At 53.1% G+C, this 18,395-nt stretch carries 22 protein-coding genes; 12 read left to right on the top strand and 10 right to left on the bottom strand.

Annotated features, from left to right (window positions below; genetic code table 11):
• The 3 genes from pgsA to uvrY form a co-directional block, all read right to left on the bottom strand.
• The coding region (gene pgsA / locus H7A81_RS17265) for a CDP-diacylglycerol--glycerol-3-phosphate 3-phosphatidyltransferase (protein WP_182058177.1) at positions 1-485 on the bottom strand (485 nt) is incomplete at its 3' end.
• 68 nt (positions 486-553) lie between these two features.
• On the bottom strand, positions 554-2,386 hold the full coding sequence (gene uvrC / locus H7A81_RS17270; RefSeq protein ID WP_182058179.1) for an excinuclease ABC subunit UvrC: 1,833 nt from the start codon (positions 2,384-2,386) through the stop codon (positions 554-556).
• Positions 2,379-3,038 carry a UvrY/SirA/GacA family response regulator transcription factor gene (gene uvrY / locus H7A81_RS17275; RefSeq protein ID WP_034820300.1) on the bottom strand — a complete coding sequence of 220 codons (660 nt, stop codon included), beginning with the start codon at positions 3,036-3,038 and terminating at the stop codon, positions 2,379-2,381. The genes uvrC and uvrY overlap by 8 nt, the downstream gene beginning before the upstream one ends.
• Before the next feature lie 429 nt (positions 3,039-3,467).
• On the opposite strand from uvrY, the gene H7A81_RS17280 reads away from it, so the two are divergent.
• Entirely contained in the window at positions 3,468-3,695 is a 228-nt protein-coding gene (locus H7A81_RS17280; protein ID WP_034820303.1) for a DUF2594 family protein, read from the top strand.
• A gap of 31 nt (positions 3,696-3,726) precedes the next feature.
• Here the strand turns inward: H7A81_RS17280 and H7A81_RS17285 are convergent, their stop codons facing one another.
• A complete protein-coding gene (locus tag H7A81_RS17285) occupies positions 3,727-4,338 on the bottom strand; it encodes an acyl-homoserine-lactone synthase (RefSeq protein ID WP_034820307.1) in 612 nt (203 codons plus the stop codon).
• Positions 4,339-4,460: 122 nt separating this feature from the next.
• The gene (sdiA, locus tag H7A81_RS17290) at positions 4,461-5,183 is read right to left on the bottom strand and encodes a transcriptional regulator SdiA (protein ID WP_182058180.1); all 723 of its coding nucleotides are present in this window, start codon (positions 5,181-5,183) and stop codon (positions 4,461-4,463) included.
• A gap of 551 nt (positions 5,184-5,734) precedes the next feature.
• Between sdiA and H7A81_RS17295 the strand changes: the two genes are divergently transcribed.
• Positions 5,735-6,409: a DUF4396 domain-containing protein gene (locus H7A81_RS17295; RefSeq protein WP_034820313.1), complete on the top strand. Its 675-nt coding sequence runs from the start codon at positions 5,735-5,737 to the stop codon at positions 6,407-6,409.
• On the opposite strand, the gene H7A81_RS17300 is transcribed toward H7A81_RS17295, so the two are convergent.
• Positions 6,410-7,108, bottom strand: a complete 699-nt coding sequence (locus tag H7A81_RS17300; RefSeq protein ID WP_182058182.1) for an extensin family protein — start codon at positions 7,106-7,108, stop codon at positions 6,410-6,412.
• Positions 7,109-7,392: 284 nt separating this feature from the next.
• Here H7A81_RS17300 and cycA point away from each other — a divergent pair, with 284 nt between their 5' ends.
• Positions 7,393-8,784, top strand: coding sequence for a D-serine/D-alanine/glycine transporter (gene cycA, locus H7A81_RS17305; protein WP_058959632.1), 1,392 nt, complete (start codon positions 7,393-7,395; stop codon positions 8,782-8,784).
• A 42-nt stretch (positions 8,785-8,826) separates the two neighbouring features.
• Here cycA and H7A81_RS17310 read toward each other — a convergent pair whose 3' ends face one another.
• Positions 8,827-9,801: a metal-dependent hydrolase gene (locus H7A81_RS17310; RefSeq protein WP_166931933.1), complete on the bottom strand. Its 975-nt coding sequence runs from the start codon at positions 9,799-9,801 to the stop codon at positions 8,827-8,829.
• 23 nt (positions 9,802-9,824) lie between these two features.
• Positions 9,825-10,460, bottom strand: coding sequence for an HTH-type transcriptional regulator RutR (gene rutR, locus H7A81_RS17315; RefSeq protein ID WP_034820328.1), 636 nt, complete (start codon positions 10,458-10,460; stop codon positions 9,825-9,827).
• A gap of 297 nt (positions 10,461-10,757) precedes the next feature.
• Here rutR and rutA point away from each other — a divergent pair, with 297 nt between their 5' ends.
• From rutA to rutG, 6 genes are read left to right on the top strand one after another with little or no spacing between them, the layout of a single operon-like run.
• Positions 10,758-11,849: a pyrimidine utilization protein A gene (gene rutA, locus H7A81_RS17320; protein WP_058959634.1), complete on the top strand. Its 1,092-nt coding sequence runs from the start codon at positions 10,758-10,760 to the stop codon at positions 11,847-11,849.
• Complete coding sequence (gene rutB, locus H7A81_RS17325; RefSeq protein WP_182058184.1) at positions 11,849-12,559, top strand: pyrimidine utilization protein B; 711 nt, start codon at positions 11,849-11,851, stop codon at positions 12,557-12,559. The genes rutA and rutB overlap by 1 nt, the downstream gene beginning before the upstream one ends.
• 44 nt (positions 12,560-12,603) lie before the next feature.
• Positions 12,604-12,999, top strand: a complete 396-nt coding sequence (rutC, locus tag H7A81_RS17330) for a pyrimidine utilization protein C (protein ID WP_058959636.1) — start codon at positions 12,604-12,606, stop codon at positions 12,997-12,999.
• The gene (gene rutD, locus H7A81_RS17335) at positions 12,999-13,802 is read left to right on the top strand and encodes a pyrimidine utilization protein D (RefSeq protein ID WP_182058186.1); all 804 of its coding nucleotides are present in this window, start codon (positions 12,999-13,001) and stop codon (positions 13,800-13,802) included. The genes rutC and rutD overlap by 1 nt, the downstream gene beginning before the upstream one ends.
• A gap of 16 nt (positions 13,803-13,818) precedes the next feature.
• Positions 13,819-14,340 (top strand): NADH-dependent FMN reductase RutF, encoded by a 522-nt coding sequence (gene rutF / locus H7A81_RS17340; RefSeq protein WP_182058188.1) that lies wholly within the window; start codon positions 13,819-13,821, stop codon positions 14,338-14,340.
• A 45-nt stretch (positions 14,341-14,385) separates the two neighbouring features.
• Entirely contained in the window at positions 14,386-15,711 is a 1,326-nt protein-coding gene (rutG, locus tag H7A81_RS17345) for a pyrimidine utilization transport protein G (protein ID WP_182058190.1), read from the top strand.
• Here rutG and H7A81_RS17350 read toward each other — a convergent pair.
• Positions 15,708-16,622: a DMT family transporter gene (locus H7A81_RS17350; protein WP_182058192.1), complete on the bottom strand. Its 915-nt coding sequence runs from the start codon at positions 16,620-16,622 to the stop codon at positions 15,708-15,710. The genes rutG and H7A81_RS17350 overlap by 4 nt on opposite strands.
• 111 nt (positions 16,623-16,733) lie before the next feature.
• Positions 16,734-16,898 (bottom strand): general stress protein, encoded by a 165-nt coding sequence (locus H7A81_RS17355; protein WP_071845623.1) that lies wholly within the window; start codon positions 16,896-16,898, stop codon positions 16,734-16,736.
• A gap of 311 nt (positions 16,899-17,209) precedes the next feature.
• On the opposite strand from H7A81_RS17355, the gene wrbA reads away from it, so the two are divergent.
• From wrbA to H7A81_RS17370, 3 genes are all read left to right on the top strand, one after another.
• Positions 17,210-17,809 carry an NAD(P)H:quinone oxidoreductase gene (gene wrbA, locus H7A81_RS17360; protein ID WP_034820354.1) on the top strand — a complete coding sequence of 200 codons (600 nt, stop codon included), beginning with the start codon at positions 17,210-17,212 and terminating at the stop codon, positions 17,807-17,809.
• A 20-nt stretch (positions 17,810-17,829) separates the two neighbouring features.
• Positions 17,830-18,060, top strand: coding sequence for a YccJ family protein (locus H7A81_RS17365; protein ID WP_038647733.1), 231 nt, complete (start codon positions 17,830-17,832; stop codon positions 18,058-18,060).
• Positions 18,061-18,113: 53 nt separating this feature from the next.
• Positions 18,114-18,395 (top strand): aldehyde dehydrogenase family protein (locus tag H7A81_RS17370; protein ID WP_182058194.1); only part of this gene is annotated, 282 nt, incomplete at its 3' end.

An 18,395-nucleotide genomic window follows, 5' to 3' on the forward strand; every position in this document is an offset into this window, starting at 1 on the left:
ACCGCGGCGATATACAGTGCCACCACGCCCACGCCCACTACGGTTGCGTCTGGACGCCACAGCAAGGCGAACAGTGAGAACATCTGCGCCGTGGTTTTCACTTTGCCAATCCAGGAAACCGCCACGCTGCTGCGCTTACCAATCTCCGCCATCCACTCACGTAAGGCTGAGATAATAATTTCGCGCGCAATCATGGTCGCTGCCGGTAAGGTAATCCACCAGGCGTGGAAATACTCGGCGACCAGTACCAACGCAATGGCCACCATCACTTTGTCAGCCACAGGATCCAGGAAAGCGCCAAAACGCGTAGTTTGCTTCCAGCGGCGGGCAAGAAAACCATCAAACCAGTCAGTCACGGCGGCAACGACAAAGATCAATGCAGTGGCAAAAGGTGCCCATTGAAAAGGCAGATAAAATGCCAGCACAAAGAATGGAATCAGTACAACTCGAAACAGGGTAAGACACGTCGGAATGTTAAATTGCATATGCCAGTAACTGTCTGGTGTGAGTAGAATTTAACGTATGTTCCTACAATGCCCCCCCTGTTTCAATGCTAGTGTTTCAGCGAGTAGTAGATTTTTTCCGCCAGCGCGAAGGAAATCCCCGGCACTTTAGCAATCTCATCCACGCTGGCATTCATCAGGGGTTGCAGGCCCCCCATGTACTTAAGCAGCTGTTGACGCCGTTTTGGCCCTACCCCTTCAATGCTTTCCAGCGCGCTGGTGTTCTTCACTTTGGCGCGTTTTTTCCGATGCCCCGAAATTGCATGATTGTGAGAGTCATCACGAATATGTTGAATCACATGCAGTGCAGGCGAGTCTGGCGGCAGCGAAACGCCCTCGCCTTCCGCCTCAAAAAACAGCGTTTCCAGGCCCGCTTTACGGTCAGTGCCTTTTGCCACGCCCAGCAGAATGGGATGATCTTTATCCCAGGGCACATCCAGCTCTGCGAACACCTGTTTCGCCTGTGCCAGCTGGCCTTTACCGCCATCGATGATAATCACATCAGGGATTTTGTCTTCCTCCAGCGCTTTACCATAACGACGGCGTAATACCTGGTTCATCGCGGCGTAATCGTCGCCGGGCGTGATGCCTTCAATGTTATAGCGGCGGTAATCCGAACGCAGCGGTCCATCGCGGTTAAAGACCACACACGAAGCTATCGTCTGCTCACCCATGGTGTGACTGATGTCGAAACACTCCATGCGCTTGATGCTGTCGAGTTCGAGAAAGACGGCCAGCGCCGCTAGTCGCTGCTGAATAGTGGAGTGCTGAGACAGTTTAGTGGTCAAAGCGGTGGCCGCATTGGTGCGCGCCAGTTTAAGGTAGCGAGCCCGATCGCCGCGCGGTTTGCTTTGAATATTGACCTTGCGGCCGGCCAATTCACTCAAGGAATCGGCCAGCAACTCACGCTCGGGCAGACTGAAGTCCAGCAGAATATCAGCTGGCAAAGTGCGTGCTTCGCTGCCCTGCAGATAAAACTGGCCGACAAAGGTTTGCACCACTTCGGTGAGCTCAGTATCGGCAGGCACTTTCGGGAAGTAACTGCGGCTACCCAGCACTTTGCCCTGCCGAATAAACAGTACGTGCAGACAAGCCATACCGGCGTCGAATGCCACCCCCATCACGTCAAGGTCATCCCCCTGATTGGAGACAAACTGCTTCTCAGTGACGCGTCGTACCGCCTGAATCTGATCGCGCAGACGCGCCGCTTCTTCGAAGCGCAATCCATAGCTGGCCTCTTCCATGCGTTTGACCAGTTGGTTGATTACTTGATCATCTTTGCCGGCGAGAAACAGCCGCACGTAATCGGTTTGCTGCGCATACTCATCTTCGCTGACCAAACCCGCTACGCACGGCCCAAGGCAACGGCCAATCTGATATTGCAAACAGGGGCGAGAACGGTTGCGATAAACACTGTTTTCACACTGTCGAATCGGGAACACTTTCTGCAACAGCGCCAGGGTTTCACGCACCGCATAGCCATTAGGGAAAGGCCCAAAGTATTCCCCTTTCGCGTGTTTGGCACCACGATGCATCGCCAGTCGCGGATGCGCGTCTGCACTCAGAAATATATAGGGGTAGGATTTATCATCACGCAGCAGCACATTATAGCGAGGCTGATAGAGCTTGATGTAATTGTGTTCAAGCAGCAACGCTTCGGTTTCGGTATGCGTCACCGTCACGTCGATGTTTTGGATGTTACTGACCAGGACTTCGGTTTTTCGGCTGCCCACCTGAGTGCGGAAATAACTGGTCAGGCGCTTTTTGAGGTCTTTCGCTTTACCGACATAGATCACCGTGCCTGTCGCGTCATACATGCGGTAGACGCCGGGCTGACTGGTCACGGTGCTTAGAAAGGCTTTGGAATTGAAAACGTCACTCACTACTGATTAACGGCTCCGCATTATAGAGACCATGTCGAATGGCCAGATGCGTTAACTCTACGTCGCCACTGATGTTCAACTTACTGAACATGCGATAACGGTAACTGTTAACGGTTTTCGGGCTGAGATTAAGCTGCTCGGAAATTTCCGTCACCTTTTGCCCTCGGGTGATCATCAGCATAATCTGCAATTCCCTTTCCGACAAACAGCTAAAGGGCGATTCGGCTTTTTGCGGCTCGATTTGGCTAAGCGCCATTTGCTGCGCAATATCTGATGCGATATAGCGCTGGCCTGAGTGCACCGAACGAATCGCACTCACCACTTCCTGCGGGGCCGCACCTTTGCTCAGATAACCCGCCGCACCGGCTTGCATCACTTTTGCCGGCAGCGGATTTTCGGTATGGATGGTCAGCATAATAATGCGGATGTCAGGATTGAAGCGCACAATTTTTCGCGTGGCTTCCAGACCGCCGATGCCCGGCATATTCATGTCCATCAGCACCACGTCGACCGGATTGCTGCGGCACCATTTCACCGCGTCTTCACCACAAGCCACTTCCCCGGCAATTACCAATCCCTTCATATCTTCCAGTATGCGGCGAATACCGGCGCGTACCAGTTCATGGTCATCAACAAGAAGCAGACTGATCAACGGGACGTACTCCGCAGGTTAGTGAGGGGAAAAATATATTTCAGGAGGGCCATCTTACCGGGTTTGCCGGGGAAAAAACATCTGGCTACGCAGATAAATCTCAAATGAAATGATACACATCAAATTGAGCTCAATCCCAGATATCTTTTGAGTGAAACGCTTAGCATGCAAGAATTAAAATGTGAAATTGTGACTAATATCATTATGTTATAATTTATGCTCCTTTCATTGACCGCTGGGCTTTGCTTAATAAAAATAACTTCAACGCCTGATTTTTCCTGCCTGTTAATAACGCAAACATCCATTTAATGTTGGTTTAATCTCCACCGCTTCGCCTGGGATAAATTCCTCATTCAACCATATGATATACTCTGTTTTTTACACACAGATATTGTGTCTACATTCAGTAACACCACCAAGGAGTCAAAGATGAGTGATGAAGACTTTTCAACATCGCGGGATACCCAGGCATTGGCCGATGAAGTCGCTTGCCTGAAAATGATGGTGACGCTGATTCTGAAAGGGATGGGCCAGGCGGATGCCGGTAAGGTGATCATTAACATGGAGCGCTATGTGCAAAGCGCGTTAGCGGATAAGCCGCAGGCGGAAGTGTTTAGCAACACCATTCGTCAGATTAAAACCGCCTACCGTCAGTAAGCGGTGAAGCCCCGCGCGATGCGCGGGGTGGTCAACTGTGTGACTGCCAGTTCACTGAAACACCCAGTGACGGCAGCACCTCTTCCGGACTAAACCGGCGTGTGCCACGATACTTGTCCGCCAGTGCCGGCTGATGAACCGGAATACGAATGGCAAACAGATTATCCTCAGATTGAATCAACCCGGGTGATAAAGGTTCGTACACGACGTGGTGCTGCTCAAACATTTTTTCCAGCATCGGCGTTGCTGAGCTGATCAGGTACTCCATACCACTGAGTTCCGCCAACTGCACCGCATGCCACAAAATCGTCAGTGGCAGTTCTGCATCCACCTCAAGGCGTGCCGAAAAGCGTGACATTTCCCAGACTTTTTCCTGATCGAACGGCAGCACCATGCCTTCTGGCACTTCTGGTTCATGCCAGGGCAACAAACGTGCACAGCCGCAGATCCCCTGGCGCGCATTCCAGGCGATCATCCAGGTGACATCGGAGCGATCAAAGCGATCATACTCCTGTCCGGGCGTACTTAAGCGCGGCGGGATAGACCAACCTTCACCCCGCGCAAATACGCTATAGCGATACGTTCCTAATTCTGCCAACAGAGAGGACGGCATATCCTTAAGCTGTGTTTGAATTACTTTCATCATGCGCCCCTGACATCCCCATGTTTGCAATGATTTCTTTGCGCCAGCCTGGCAAAGTTCCGGCGCAGGGTAGACAACTGACTAAAGAGTGGGAACTACTAAAATTAGTAGTTGCCTTTTTGCTATATCAGGCCAATTGCCGCCGCATAACACGCAATCTGCGTTTTATTGGAAACATTAAAACGCTTTTGCATATTCTTTTGGTGAAAATTCACCGTATGTTCTGAAATCGCTAAAATCAGTGAAATTTCCGCAGAAGTTTTTCCTTCCGCCGTCCATTTCAAAATTTCCAGTTCGCGTTGACTAAAATCGTTAGATAAAATCGCCATTGAACTATCATTTAGCCGCTCCAGCACGCGCAAACTCAGTTCCGCCAGAAGGTGCAGTTTCACCTCTAGCTGAACGCGTAAGTGTTGAGTCTGACTGTGAAGCGATGATGCTATAGATAATATACCAATGGCACGATTTGGCGCCATTGCCGAACAAGAAAAGCCGCTGTTGAGCCCTGCCGCATTCGCTTCAGCCCATAAATTACCGGCACCGGTAAATAAATCCCGCGTCCATTCCATGCCTCGTCCCGGCCGCTGACAAAGCAACAGCACCGGATCGACAGCATAATAATTTTCGCTTTCATAGCGCTTAACCCAGCTTTCCGGGTAAGTACTGAACAAAAACACGCGCGGCCGGGTAAAAGGCACGGGATGTTGAACCAGGAAAGCGAATGAATCGAAACCCATCGCTTCAATGTGTTTTTGTAATAGCGTTTTTACTTGAATCACTTCCGTCAGCGCCTGAAATTCATTTTCAGTTTCGCCACGCCAGACGAAATAATTATCGGTCGTCATTATTGCCTCAGCGTTGTTTCACGCTTTAACTTGTTATTCGTTCTGATAAACACAAAAAATAAATTAACTAGAGAAAAAATATTGATTGAAATGAGAGCAGCCCGCGGGGTAACAATCATAACCATCCTGTTGTCAATGCGTTACCATTATGGGGAACTGAAAGCAGATACATTTTGCCAACAGCTTCACAACTTTAATCCTCTTTCCTGATTAGAATAGGATTTTTCCGAAGGAGTTTCAATCACCCTATTCATCGAAAATCATCATTAGATTGATAAATTTTTAGCATCGTCATTAACTAAAATCACTCACTTTGAAAGCGGTTACAGAGGGTAATAGCGGTATTTGTGGGACGACGGCTATTCGGTTCATTCTTAATCCCAGTGATTTCTGTGGTGAGCGGTATAACGTGATTTCCGTCACCCTCTTTTCCAGCTACGCTTAGAGGATGTGCGGGGGATGACGCTGTGGACTTTTCAGGGGAAGACGTTGCGCCCTCACCCATACTGGCGCATTGTCATGCGTATTCGAGCATCATAACGGGGCTGACTATGATGAACCAACTGGCATTACCTTTCCTTGTACTGGGCGGTTGTACAGCGCTGATGATCTTAAAAGATCTTTTCCGTCACCCGCATCCGGTGGCCATCATGAATATCATCTGGCCGCTGACCGGCCTCTATATGCCGTTCATCGGATGGTTAGCCTGGTGGTATCTGGGCCGTAAACCTTCACGTCAGGTAAAACTTGCGCTGCTGGTTCCACAAAAAATTCAGAGTAATGCCAGCTGGCAAACAATATTTATTTCCACCTCATTATCTGCCGCGGCCTGTATATTTGGCGACATAATGACCCTACCAATAATCACCTTGCTAAATCAGTTCGCCATTATGCCAACGCTCTGGATGCAGGCAATTATTTGCTTGATAGTTTCTCTGGTGGTGGGTTTATTTTTCCAGTTCCTGGCTATCCGCCAACGTGAAAAACGTTCATTTGGCCGGGCGTTATTATTAGCATTTAAAACCGAAACGTTTCCCCTGCTGATTTATCAATTAGGTATTTTTATCTTTATGGCACTGGCACTAAAATTTGTTCTCAACCAACAAATCAATCCATTGCTGGTGGCTTTCTGGTTTATGTTACAACTGGCCATGATCATCGGTTTTCTATTCTCCTGGCCCGCTAATCATTTCCTGATAAAACGAGGGCTTAATCCCGCCGTCTGACTAACGACAGTATCCGGCGCCGCGTATGCCCAGGTGAAAATGTCCGGCATGCGCGGCGTTGTAATCCGGTCCTAACGCATTACCAAAGGTCGCACAGCCGTTGTGCCATAAAGCGCGAAGCCCTGCAGCCGCATCCTCAGGTTGATGCCAGTTTTTTGCCACCTGCAGCCAGCGTCCATCTGCACGCTGAAACCCAGTCACATCCCATGCATCTGCTGTTGCATGCTCGCTTAAACGCCCCTGCTGGCGATGATAGATATTTCGACAGGCGTAACTGCCGACGTGGGTGATTCGCCGAATCGGGCTGTTGATACCTGCCTGCTGAAGGGCGTGAGTGCTGTTGACGACAAACATTGTGCTGCTCACCGCCATCGGGCAACTGGCAAGAAAACTGCTGCTCAATGTCACTTCACCAAAACCACTCACGCGCAAAGGTTGTTCAATAGGGCAATCACCTTGCAGTGCTGGCACGGCGCGAAATTCTACCCATCCCTGCTGACTGGCTCGATGCATCACCGCCATACAGGCCGCAGGATCGTGACTCAGGCGCTGCAATTTGTAGCGCATCATCCATCCTGGAGGGTCAGTCACCGACAGCGGTGTAAATGGATTCCACTGCGGCGGCAAATGCGTTTTCAGCCACGGCAAACTCCACCAGCCACATAATGCCAACAGAGCAATCGCTAATAATGCGCGCATCACACCTCACGTTTACTCATAAAAAGAAGACGTAAGTGTAGGTGGCAAAATGGAGAGATAACGCAGAAAAGGCTTAATTGCTGAAGATTTACGCAAATTCACCGTGGATTATGCCATGTAAATATTTACTGACAGAGTAAACCCCGCAAAAGGTCACAATTGTAAAAAAACAATTACCGAGAGTTGCAACCTTTCCACTATCTTATGCCACTTGCCCTATCAAACGGCACGTTATCTAACAGCCAGTAGAGCTGACACAACATCAAAACAGGAAAGATATATTTATGGTTGATCAATCCAAAGAGGCGCTTATCGAGGCCGAGCAGCCGGATAAGCTCCAGCGTAATCTGCATAACCGCCATATCCAACTGATTGCCATCGGTGGCGCGATCGGCACCGGGTTGTTTATGGGCTCAGGTAAAACTATCAGCCTGGCCGGCCCCTCGATCATTTTCGTTTATATGATCATCGGCTTTATGCTGTTCTTCGTGATGCGCGCAATGGGCGAATTGCTGCTCTCTAATCTCGAATATAAATCCTTCAGCGATTTTGCCGCCGATTTACTCGGCCCGTGGGCGGGCTATTTTACCGGCTGGACTTACTGGTTCTGTTGGGTGGTGACGGGCATTGCCGATGTGGTGGCCATTAGTGCCTATTTCCAACTCTGGTTCCCCGACTTCTCCATCTGGATGAGTGCACTGCTGTGTATATTTGTGTTCCTGGCACTCAATATCGCGACGGTGAAATTGTTTGGTGAGATGGAGTTCTGGTTCGCGATTATTAAAATCGTGGCGATTGTTGCCCTGATCGTGACTGGCATCGTGCTGGTGAGCATGCATTATCCTTCGCCCAGCGGCAGCGCGGCAGCCCTGAGCAATATCTGGGATCACGGTGGTATGTTCCCGAAAGGATTGAGCGGCTTCTTTGCTGGCTTCCAGATTGCGGTGTTTGCCTTCGTCGGCATTGAGTTAGTCGGCACGGCCGCAGCGGAAACCAAAGATCCGCACAAGGTGCTGCCACGTGCGATTAACGCTATTCCGGTGCGTATCATTATGTTTTACGTTCTGGCACTACTGGTGATCATGGCGGTGACGCCGTGGAATCAGGTCATGCCGGACCGCAGCCCCTTCGTTGAGATGTTTGTGCTGATCGGATTACCCGCCGCCGCCAGCATCGTTAACTTCGTGGTGCTGACTTCTGCTGCATCATCCGCCAACAGTGGCATTTTCTCCACCAGCCGTATGTTGTACGGTTTGGCAGAACAAGGCGTGGCACACAAAGCATTTGGCCGCCTGTCGGCACGCGCGGTTCCCACCACCGGGCTGTTTTTCTCCTGCTTCTGCCTGCTGTGCGGCGTTGCGCTGATTTACCTGATCCCCGATGTGATGACGGTATTCACCATGGTCACCACGGTATCGGCGATTCTGTTTATGTTCGTCTGGACCATCATCCTGTGCAGCTACCTGGCTTACCGCAAACAGCATCCGCAACGTCACGCTGAGTCGAAGTTCAAGATGCCGCTGGGCAAACTGATGTGCTGGGTGTGCATGGCGTTCTTCGCCTTTGTGATTGTCCTGCTGACCTTGCAGGATGATACTCGTCAGGCGTTAATGGTCACGCCGCTGTGGTTCGTCATTCTCACCATGGGCTGGTTGTTACGTCGTCGTAAAGCCTGATAGCCCTGCCGACAAAAAGCCCCGAATGCTCGGGGCTTTTTTTTATAACCTTTCGCGTAATTTATGCCATGCCTGCGCCAGTGAAGGTCGCACAGAAGGCTCCCTTTCTGGTGCCGGTTCGGGAACATGTGCCGATCCCAGATTGAAGGTGAAGGTGTAATTGGGCGCTTCCCCCATCCTTAAATCCGAAATCAAGGTCTCTTCACCCTGCTGGCGCATGGCGTAAAAACCATGGCTGAACCACGCCACTCGCTCGGCATACCAGTCGCCTTTAAACGCATCGAACAATTGCGGGTGGCGCGGATGCCAATGAATTTCCAGTGCTCGATCGGGTGACAACAGTGACCAATAGGCCTCACCGTAACGATCGGGGGTCATAATCACGGTTCGCCACACCAGGGTATTAAATGCCGTTGGCGTCACCAGCACCTGCTGCGGCTTGATGGATTGATCAGTTAAATCACGATCGATATGCTGCGTCGCCACGCCCTGCACCACCATGCTCCAGCCAAGATACAGCGTACTGATCAGCAAACCCGCCTGATTCCAGCGCAGTCCGACTCCATCACGCCGCCATAGCGCCACCCCCAGCGCGATCAGCAACGGCAAGGTATACAAGGGATCGATGATGTACATGCTGCCAATCGCGTAGGGGAAATCGGTAAACGGCAACCCCAGCTGCGTGCCGTACACCGTTGTCAGATCAAGCAACGGATGCGTGATCAGGGCCAGCCAAATTGCCAGACACCAGCCGCGCCAGTGGGAGCGACTGCGTGTTGCACCTGCGATCAGCCAGGCCAGCAGAGGCGCAACTAGCGTGAGCCATATCAGCGCATGACTCTCAGTTCGATGCAGCGTCATATTGCGAATCGCATCGCCATGATCGATAAATACATCCAGATCGGGCAAGGTGCCGGCAATCGCACCCACCAGCGCCGATTGCCATAGCGGCACGCGCTTGCCCATCACCGCGACGGTGACCGCCGCGCCCAACGTCAGTTGTGATAGCGAATCCATGCACTCTCCTGGCTAAAGCGGGATCAACGCACGCGGATCCCTTCAATAATCATGCGCTGTACATTCTCCAGCGTTTGCTCGAAAAATTCCGGGTCACTCAGGGTCTGGCCGGTGATCGCCTCAACCTGTGACGCAAAATCCGCGTAATGTTGCGTGGTGGCCCACAGCAGGAAAAACAGATGCTGCGGCTGCACCCCGGCTAACCGCCCTTCCGCAATCCACTGCTCGATGATCGCCGCCTTCTCATCCACCAGCGCTTTTAAATCCCCGGCCAGTTCACCTTTGAGTAACGGCGCACCCTGGAGCATTTCCAGACAGAACAAGCGCGAGGCCTGCGGGTGATCGCGCGACACCTCCAGCTTAAGACGGATATATTTCCGAATGGCGGTCAGTGGGTCCTGATCGTGGCGTAGTGCGCGCAGTGGAGCCAGCCAGACATCAAGGATCTCCTTCAGAACCGCGATATACAGCACCTCTTTTGAGGGATAGTAGTAAAGCAAATTGGTCTTGGAGACGTCGGCACGCTCTGCCACTTTATCGAGGCTGGTACCGTGAATACCGAACTGCGAGAAGAAGCTTAACGCCGCTTCCAGTATCGCAGCCCGTTTTGCGGCAACGGCACGTGAACGTCGGCCCGGTTGTTTTTCATCGCTTTTCACACTGTTACCTCTTCAATCCTGCCTGTTCGCATCATAACAAAGCCCCTCTTTCCTGCCTAATCGCTCTCCCTGCACCTTTTTTGACCACCGTGCGCATGAAAAACGTGCAAAAAGTTTTGACCAAACGGTCTGATTTAGACCAACCACTCCACTTTCATCCTTCAGTAGTTTTTAACACATTGTTGTGTAAGGCATTTAAAAATGTGGCACAGGCTTTGCAATTTTGTGACTGAGCGCCGCGTGCAGGAAGCAGTGCAGCGCGTAAAGCAATGCCCGTTCAATGCAGAGAGGTTTCACATGAAAATTGGCGTATTTATCCCGATTGGCAACAATGGCTGGCTCATCTCCACCCATGCGCCGCAGTACAAACCGACTTTTGAACTGAATAAAGAGATTGTGCTGAAGGCCGAGCATTATCACTTCGACTTTGCGCTCTCGATGATCAAACTGCGCGGCTTCGGGGGTAAAACCGAATTCTGGGATCACAATCTCGAATCCTTCACATTGATGGCGGGGCTCGCGGCGGTGACCTCAAGGATTGAAATCTATGCCACGGCAGCCACTCTGACGCTGCCCCCAGCAATTGTGGCGCGCATGGCCGCCACCATCGATTCGATTTCCAATGGCCGTTTCGGCGTCAATCTGGTCACCGGCTGGCAGAAACCGGAATACGAACAGATGGGATTGTGGCCGGGTGATGAATACTTCTCCAGCCGTTACCAATACCTCACCGAGTACGTCACCGTGCTGCGCGATTTATGGGGCACCGGTCAGAGTGACTTCAAGGGTGAATTTTTCACCATGAACGACTGCCGCGTGAGCCCGCAACCGCAGAAACCGATGAAGGTGATCTGCGCCGGTCAGAGCGATGCCGGCATGGCATTCTCCGCGCAGCATGCCGATTACAACTTCTGTTTCGGTAAAGGGGTCAACACGCCTACCGCCTTCGCCCCGACCGCCAGCCGCATGAAAGTCGCAGCAGATAAAGCCGGACGGGATGTCGGTTCCTATGTGCTGTTTATGATCATTGCTGCCGAAAGCGACGAAGCCGCACGCGCCAAATGGGAGCATTACAAAGCGGGTGCTGATGAAGAAGCGCTTGCCTGGCTCACCACACAAAGTCAGCAGGATACCAAGTCCGGCAGCGACACCAACGTGCGTCAGATGGCCGATCCCACCTCAGCCGTGAACATCAATATGGGCACCTTAGTGGGTTCATACGCCAATGTGGCACGAATGTTGGATGAAGTCGCTGAGGTTGACGGCACACAGGGCGTACTTCTGACCTTCGATGACTTCCTGCAAGGCATTGAAGATTTCGGTGAGCGTATCCAGCCATTAATGCAGTGTCGTCAAAACGTTATCACTTCGCAGAAGGAGGTTGCCTGATGAGTATCGTGACTTGCGCCCATACGTCGAGTTTGCCCAATATCACCCTGCCCGCCCGACCAGAAGCGATTGCACTGCCGCCGACGCAAAGCGCCTTGATCGTCGTCGATATGCAGAATGCCTATGCCACCGAAGGGGGTTATCTGGATCTTGCTGGCTTTGATGTCTCCGCCACAAAACCAGTGATCGCCAAAATTCATCAGGCGGTAACCGCGGCGCGCGCCGCTGGCATGCAGATTATCTGGTTCCAGAACGGCTGGGATGACCAGTACGTTGAAGCGGGTGATGCCGGCTCGCCTAACTTCCATAAATCGAATGCACTGAAAACCATGCGTAAGCGCCCGGAGTTACAGGGCACGCTGCTGTCGAAAGGCGGCTGGGATTATGCGCTGGTGGATGAACTGGTGCCGCAGGCAGGAGACATCGTGCTGCCCAAACCGCGCTACAGTGGCTTCTTCAATACGCCACTCGATAGCATGCTGCGCAGCCGCGGTATCCGCCACCTGGTGTTCACCGGCATTGCCACCAACGTGTGCGTTGAGTCGACACTGCGCGATGGCTTCTTCCTCGAATATTTTGGCGTGGTGCTGGAAGACGCCACTTATCAGGCCGGACCGGCATTTGCCCAACAAGCGGCGATTTTCAACATCGAAACCTTCTTTGGCTGGGTTAGCGACACGGACACTTTTTGTGAAGCTCTGAAAGCTTAGGGTCCATCTCACCTGCAAAACCATAACGATAAGGAACTGCGACGATGCCTAAAAGTGTGATTATTCCTGCCGGCAGCGGCACCCCGATTGCGCCCTTTGTGCCAGGAACCCTGGCCGATGGCGTGGTGTACGTGTCAGGCACGCTACCGTTCGATGCCAGTAACAATGTCGTCCACGTCGGCGATGCCGCGGCACAAACCCGACACGTACTGGAAACCATCAAAAAGGTGATCGAGACCGCCGGTGGCAGCATGAGTGACGTCACTTTCAACTCTATTTTCCTCACCGACTGGAGCCATTACGCCGCGATTAACCAGGTCTACGCCGAGTATTTCCCCGGCGACAAACCCGCGCGCTTTTGCATTCAGTGTGGATTGGTTAAACCAGATGCGCTGATTGAAATTGCCAGCGTCGCGCACATCGGGCCGCAGGAGGCGTAATGCACCTTGAGATTCATGGTTTAACCGCTGCCGACGCGCCAACACTGGTGCTGTCGTCCGGCCTGGGTGGCGTGGCGGGCTTTTGGCAACCCCAGCTTGCGGCGCTCGCTCCCCATTATCGCGTGGTGACTTACGATCAGCGCGGTACCGGTCGCAGTGCCGATACGCTGCCTGAAGGCTACAGCATGGCGATGATGGCCGCCGAACTGGCTGAGTTACTGGCGCAACATGACATTCACCATTACGACATTATTGGCCACGCGCTGGGTGGCCTGATTGGCCTGCAGCTGGCGCTGGATTATCCCGATCGTGTCGGCCGCGTCGTGGTGATTAATGGCTGGCTCTCGTTGGATCCTCATACGCAACGCTGCTTCCAGGTGCGGCAGGATCTCCTGCTCAACGTGGGCGTTGAAGCCTTCGTGCGCGCGCAGCCACTGTTCCTCTATCCGGCTGAATGGCTGGCGCGCCATCAAGCGCGCATCACGGCTGAAGATGCTCATCACGTGGCTCATTTTCAGGGTATGGAGAATCTGCTGCGTCGATTACATGCATTAATGAACTGTGATTTCCGTCCGCATGCGGCGCGGATTCAGCAACCGGTGTTAGCCATTTGTAGCCAGGACGATCTGCTGGTGCCGTGGAGCTGCTCTCCACAACTGGCCCAGGCGCTGCCGAATGGCAGTCTGATTGATATGCCGTGGGGCGGGCATGCGATGAGCGTGACCGATGCCGATAAGTTTAACGCTCTGCTGCTGGGGTGGCTGGCCGAAACGGCTGCACCTGCACAGCGCGCCGCCAGTTGAACAGAGGAGTGAAACCATGAGTGTGCATGAACTGCCGCTGCTGCCGAATGTAGATCGCGATACTTTCCGCCATGCCATGGCACGACTGGGCGCGGCGGTCAATATCATCACCACCGACGGTCCGGCTGGTCGCGCCGGATTCACTGCCTCAGCCGTCTGCAGCGTGACGGATACGCCGCCCACTTTGCTGGTGTGTCTGAATCGTTCGGCCTCAGTCTGGCCGACCTTTCGGGACAATGGCTATCTGTGCGTCAACACCCTGGCGGCCGGTCATGAAGATCTCTCGACACTGTTTGGCGGTAAAACGCCGATGGATCAGCGTTTTGCTGCGGCTAACTGGCACACGCTGGCCAGCGGTTCACCGCTGCTGGAGGGTGCCACCGTGTCGTTCGATTGCAAAATCACCCAGGTGGTCAGTGTTGGCACACACGACGTTTTGATGTGTGAAGCACTTGCGCTGGTACGTAACGATGATTCCCATGGCCTGGCGTGGTTTGACCGTGGATATCATCACCTTTTACGGCAGGACGCCCGCTAACGCCGCTCTGCGCGGTCCGGTTCCACCGATATCCTGGAGAAAACGATGGCGAATTCCTGGTTCCCCCGCTGGCAGAAAAAGTCAGCCATGACCGAAGATGGGCTGATTGCACCGGATGAAACCCTGCCGTTCGGGCAGACGTTTGTCATGGGCCTGCAGCATGCTGTAGCAATGTTTGGCGCGACGGTGCTAATGCCGTTGTTGATGGGACTCGACCCCAACCTGGCGATTCTGGTTTCCGGTATCGGCACGCTGCTGTTCTTTGTGGTCACTGGCGGACGCGTGCCGAGTTATCTCGGATCCAGTGCCGCCTTTGTCGGGGTGATTATCGCGGTGACCGGATTCAACGGCCAGGGACTGAACCCCAATCTGGCCCTCGCGTTGGGCGGAGTCATCGCGTGTGGCGCACTCTATACACTGATTGGCTTGATCGTAATGAAAGTCGGCACGGGCTGGATTGAACGCCTGATGCCACCCGTCGTCACCGGTGCGGTGGTGATGGCGATTGGCCTGAATCTGGCTCCGATCGCCGTGCACGGTGTATCTGCATCGATGTTTGACAGCTGGATGGCGGTGATGACGGTGTTATGCATTGGCGTGGTTGCAGTCTTCACACGCGGGTTAGTTCAGCGCTTACTGATTCTGGTTGGCCTGATTGTCGCCTGGGCGATCTACGCCTTGCTCACCAATGTATTTGGCCTCGGTAAGCCAGTCGATTTTAGCGGTGTCGCCAGTGCGCCCTGGTTTGGGTTACCGCACACCACCGCGCCGGTGTTTGATATGCAGGCGATAGTGATGATTGCCCCTGTCGCCATCATACTGGTGGCTGAAAATCTTGGGCATATTAAAGCCGTCGCCGGTATGACGGGACGCAATCTGGATCCCTGGATGGGACGCGCGTTTGTCGGTGATGGCCTTGCCACCATGTTGTCAGGATCAATGGGTGGCAGCGGTGTAACGACGTACGCCGAGAATATCGGCGTAATGGCGGTGACCAAAGTCTATTCGACACTGGCGTTTGTCGCGGCCGCAGTCATTGCGCTGATACTCGGTTTCTCACCGAAGTTTGGTGCCTTGATTCATACTATTCCCGGCCCGGTGATTGGCGGCGCGTCAATTGTGGTATTCGGTTTAATTGCCGTGGCAGGTGCGCGGATCTGGGTGCAAAACAACGTTGATTTCAGTCAGAACGGCAATTTGATCATGGTGGCCACCACGTTAGTGCTGGGTGCTGGCGATTTTGCTTTAAAGATCGGCAGTTTTACCATTGGCGGAATTGGCACCGCGACCTTCGGTGCCATTATTCTTAATGCCATTCTTAAACGTCGTGGCGCCGCGCTGGCAAGCCAGGCGGCACGACAACATCCTTAAGGCTCCAGCGGTGCCTGCTCAGGCACCGCTTTCTTGCGGCGAAGTCGTAACTCGCTGACAATGACCCCACAGACGATCAGCGCACCACCCAACAGGGCGGCGGCCGGTAAACGTTCACCTGCAATACGTCCTACTACCCCTGCCCAGACCGGTTCACCCGCGTAAATCACTGTGGCACGTGTTGGTGACACGCTGCGCTGTGCCCAGTTCATTGTCACCTGAATCAGTGCACTGGCCGCACCCAGACCCAGCGCACTCAACAGCAATGGCGTTGAGATCGTTGGGATCGATTCGCCATTAGGGATCATAAAGACAAAAGCGCAAGCCGATGCGACCATCAGTTGGATCAGCGTCACGCGACGCACATCAACCTGGCCTGCAAAGCGACTGATCAGAATAATTTCAGCCGCGATCGCCAGTGTACTGAGTAACGTCGCTATCTCGCCCGCGTTCAACGTCAGGCTACCGTCTTGTGGCCCGGCCACCAGCACTAAACCGGTAAACGCCAGCATAATGCCAATCCATGCCATTAACCCTGGCGGACGGCGCAGAAATACCCATTGCAGTAACGGTACCACCGGAACATACAGCGCGGTCAAAAACGCCGACTGGCTGCTGGAGATGGTTTGCATCCCCCAGGTTTGTAAGCCGTAGCCACCCGCAATCGACAGGCCAATCAGCGCACCGGCTTTCACTTCGAGCCATGTCATGTGCCTCAGATAACGGCGGAAGAAAAAGGCCAGCAATAATGATGCCGTGGCAAAGCGCAGCCCCACAAAGAAAAAGGGACCGGAATGTGCCATCGCCCGGTGTACCACCAAAAAGGTGCCACCCCAAACCATGGTAATGAAGATGAGAACGAGTTCCTGACGCGTAATACGCAGGCTGAGACGGGAGTTTGAAGCAGACATAACGCACCAAAATAATCGATTGGCGATCATTTTTGCCTGGTCAGGAGGGGAAAAGCAATCTTTGTTACCGCCGGGCGAACCCGGCGGAGGGGGGAATCAAACACAATCACATTACTTCTTGCTGCGACTGCGTCCCCCTTTTTCACCTGCTTCGGAAGCGCGTTGCGGGTCGTTCCTGAAATTACCGCCGCTATTTTTTCCGCCTTTACGACCGGCTTCCGCGGCTCTCTCGCGATCTTCCGCGAAATTGCCTGATCCTCCACGATGTTGTGCCATCATTTCCTCCAGGGATTGAGCATCTGTGGTTAGGCCTTTTCATCCAATGTGGTGAAAAGCAAGGCGGCGGAGTATTCGCGCCACCTGATAAAAGGATAGCCAGGCCAGTCTGATATTCGGCTAATATTCATACTTTGAAACATATAATTCACTTATTTTTCCATCATAAACCAGATTAACATCCAGCTTACAAGCGGTTAGCCCGGTAAAAAGCGCAGCGCTAGACGTATCCATCTATCCTCCCTTCCGGCACCTTACGCAGTCTCTTCTATACTTCTGAATACTCATCACCCTCAGCAGGATAGAAAACCATGGCAAAAGTTTTGGTGCTTTATTACTCAATGTATGGACATATCGAAACCATGGCGCAAGCCGTGGCTGAAGGCGCAAAGAGTGTGAGCGGTGCGGAAGTCACCATTCTTCGTGTACCGGAAAGCATGGATGCGGAGAGATTTGCGCAGGTGGGCGGCAAGGTGAATCAGGCGGCGGCTGAAGCAAAACCTGAAGATTTAACCCAGTACGACGCCATCATCGTGGGTACGCCAACCCGCTTTGGCAATATGGCCGGTCAGATGCGTAATTTCTGGGATCGCACCGGCGGATTATGGGCCTCAGGCGCGCTGTACGGCAAACTCGCCAGTGTATTCGCCTCTACCGGCACCGGTGGCGGTCAGGAACAAACCATCACCTCTGTGTGGACCACCCTCGCCCATCACGGCATGGTTATCGTGCCTATTGGTTATGGCACCAAAGAACTTTTCGATATTTCTCAGGTACGCGGCGGCACGCCTTATGGCGCCACCACCATTGCGGGCGGTGACGGGTCACGCCAACCGTCAGCAGAAGAACTGGGAATTGCCCGCTATCAGGGCCAATACGTCGCCGGACTGGCGGTAAAACTGCAAGGATAAATCCACAACAGGAGACCTTTATGGCCACAGAACAGTCGAAAGCTCACCACGTGGGCGAATGGGCCACGCTGCGCCACACCTCACCTGAAATTGCTGAAGCCATATTTGAGGTAGCAAATTACGATGAACGACTCGCGGAAGAAATCTGGCGTCAGCAAGGTAGCGACGATGTGCTGCTCCGCGCCTTTGATAAGACCGACCAGGACGTTCTGACGTGGGACGATAAGACGGTCGAGCGTAAAAACGTTTAACACGCAGGCGGGCATGTCCCGCCTTTGTCATTTTTACTGCCAAGGAGCCCTTTATGTCAGCCTATCAAAGCATCAACCCGGCCAATAATCAGTTGCTGAAATCCTGGCCTAATCACGATGACACCTTCATGCAGCAGGCACTCAGCGCGGCTGACGAACTCTACCACTCTACGTGGTGTAAAGGCGATATGCAGCCACGCCTGCAGGTGCTGCACCGACTGGCCGATTTGATTGATCAGCGCGTTGACGAATTAGCTGAGATTGCCAGTCGTGAGATGGGCAAGTTAATCGGGCAGAGCCGGGGGGAAGTAAAAATCTGCGCACAGATCGCTCGG

It is taken from the genome of Pantoea sp. ME81 (assembly GCF_903970985.1).
Taxonomy (GTDB): Bacteria; Pseudomonadota; Gammaproteobacteria; order Enterobacterales; family Enterobacteriaceae; genus Pantoea; species Pantoea communis.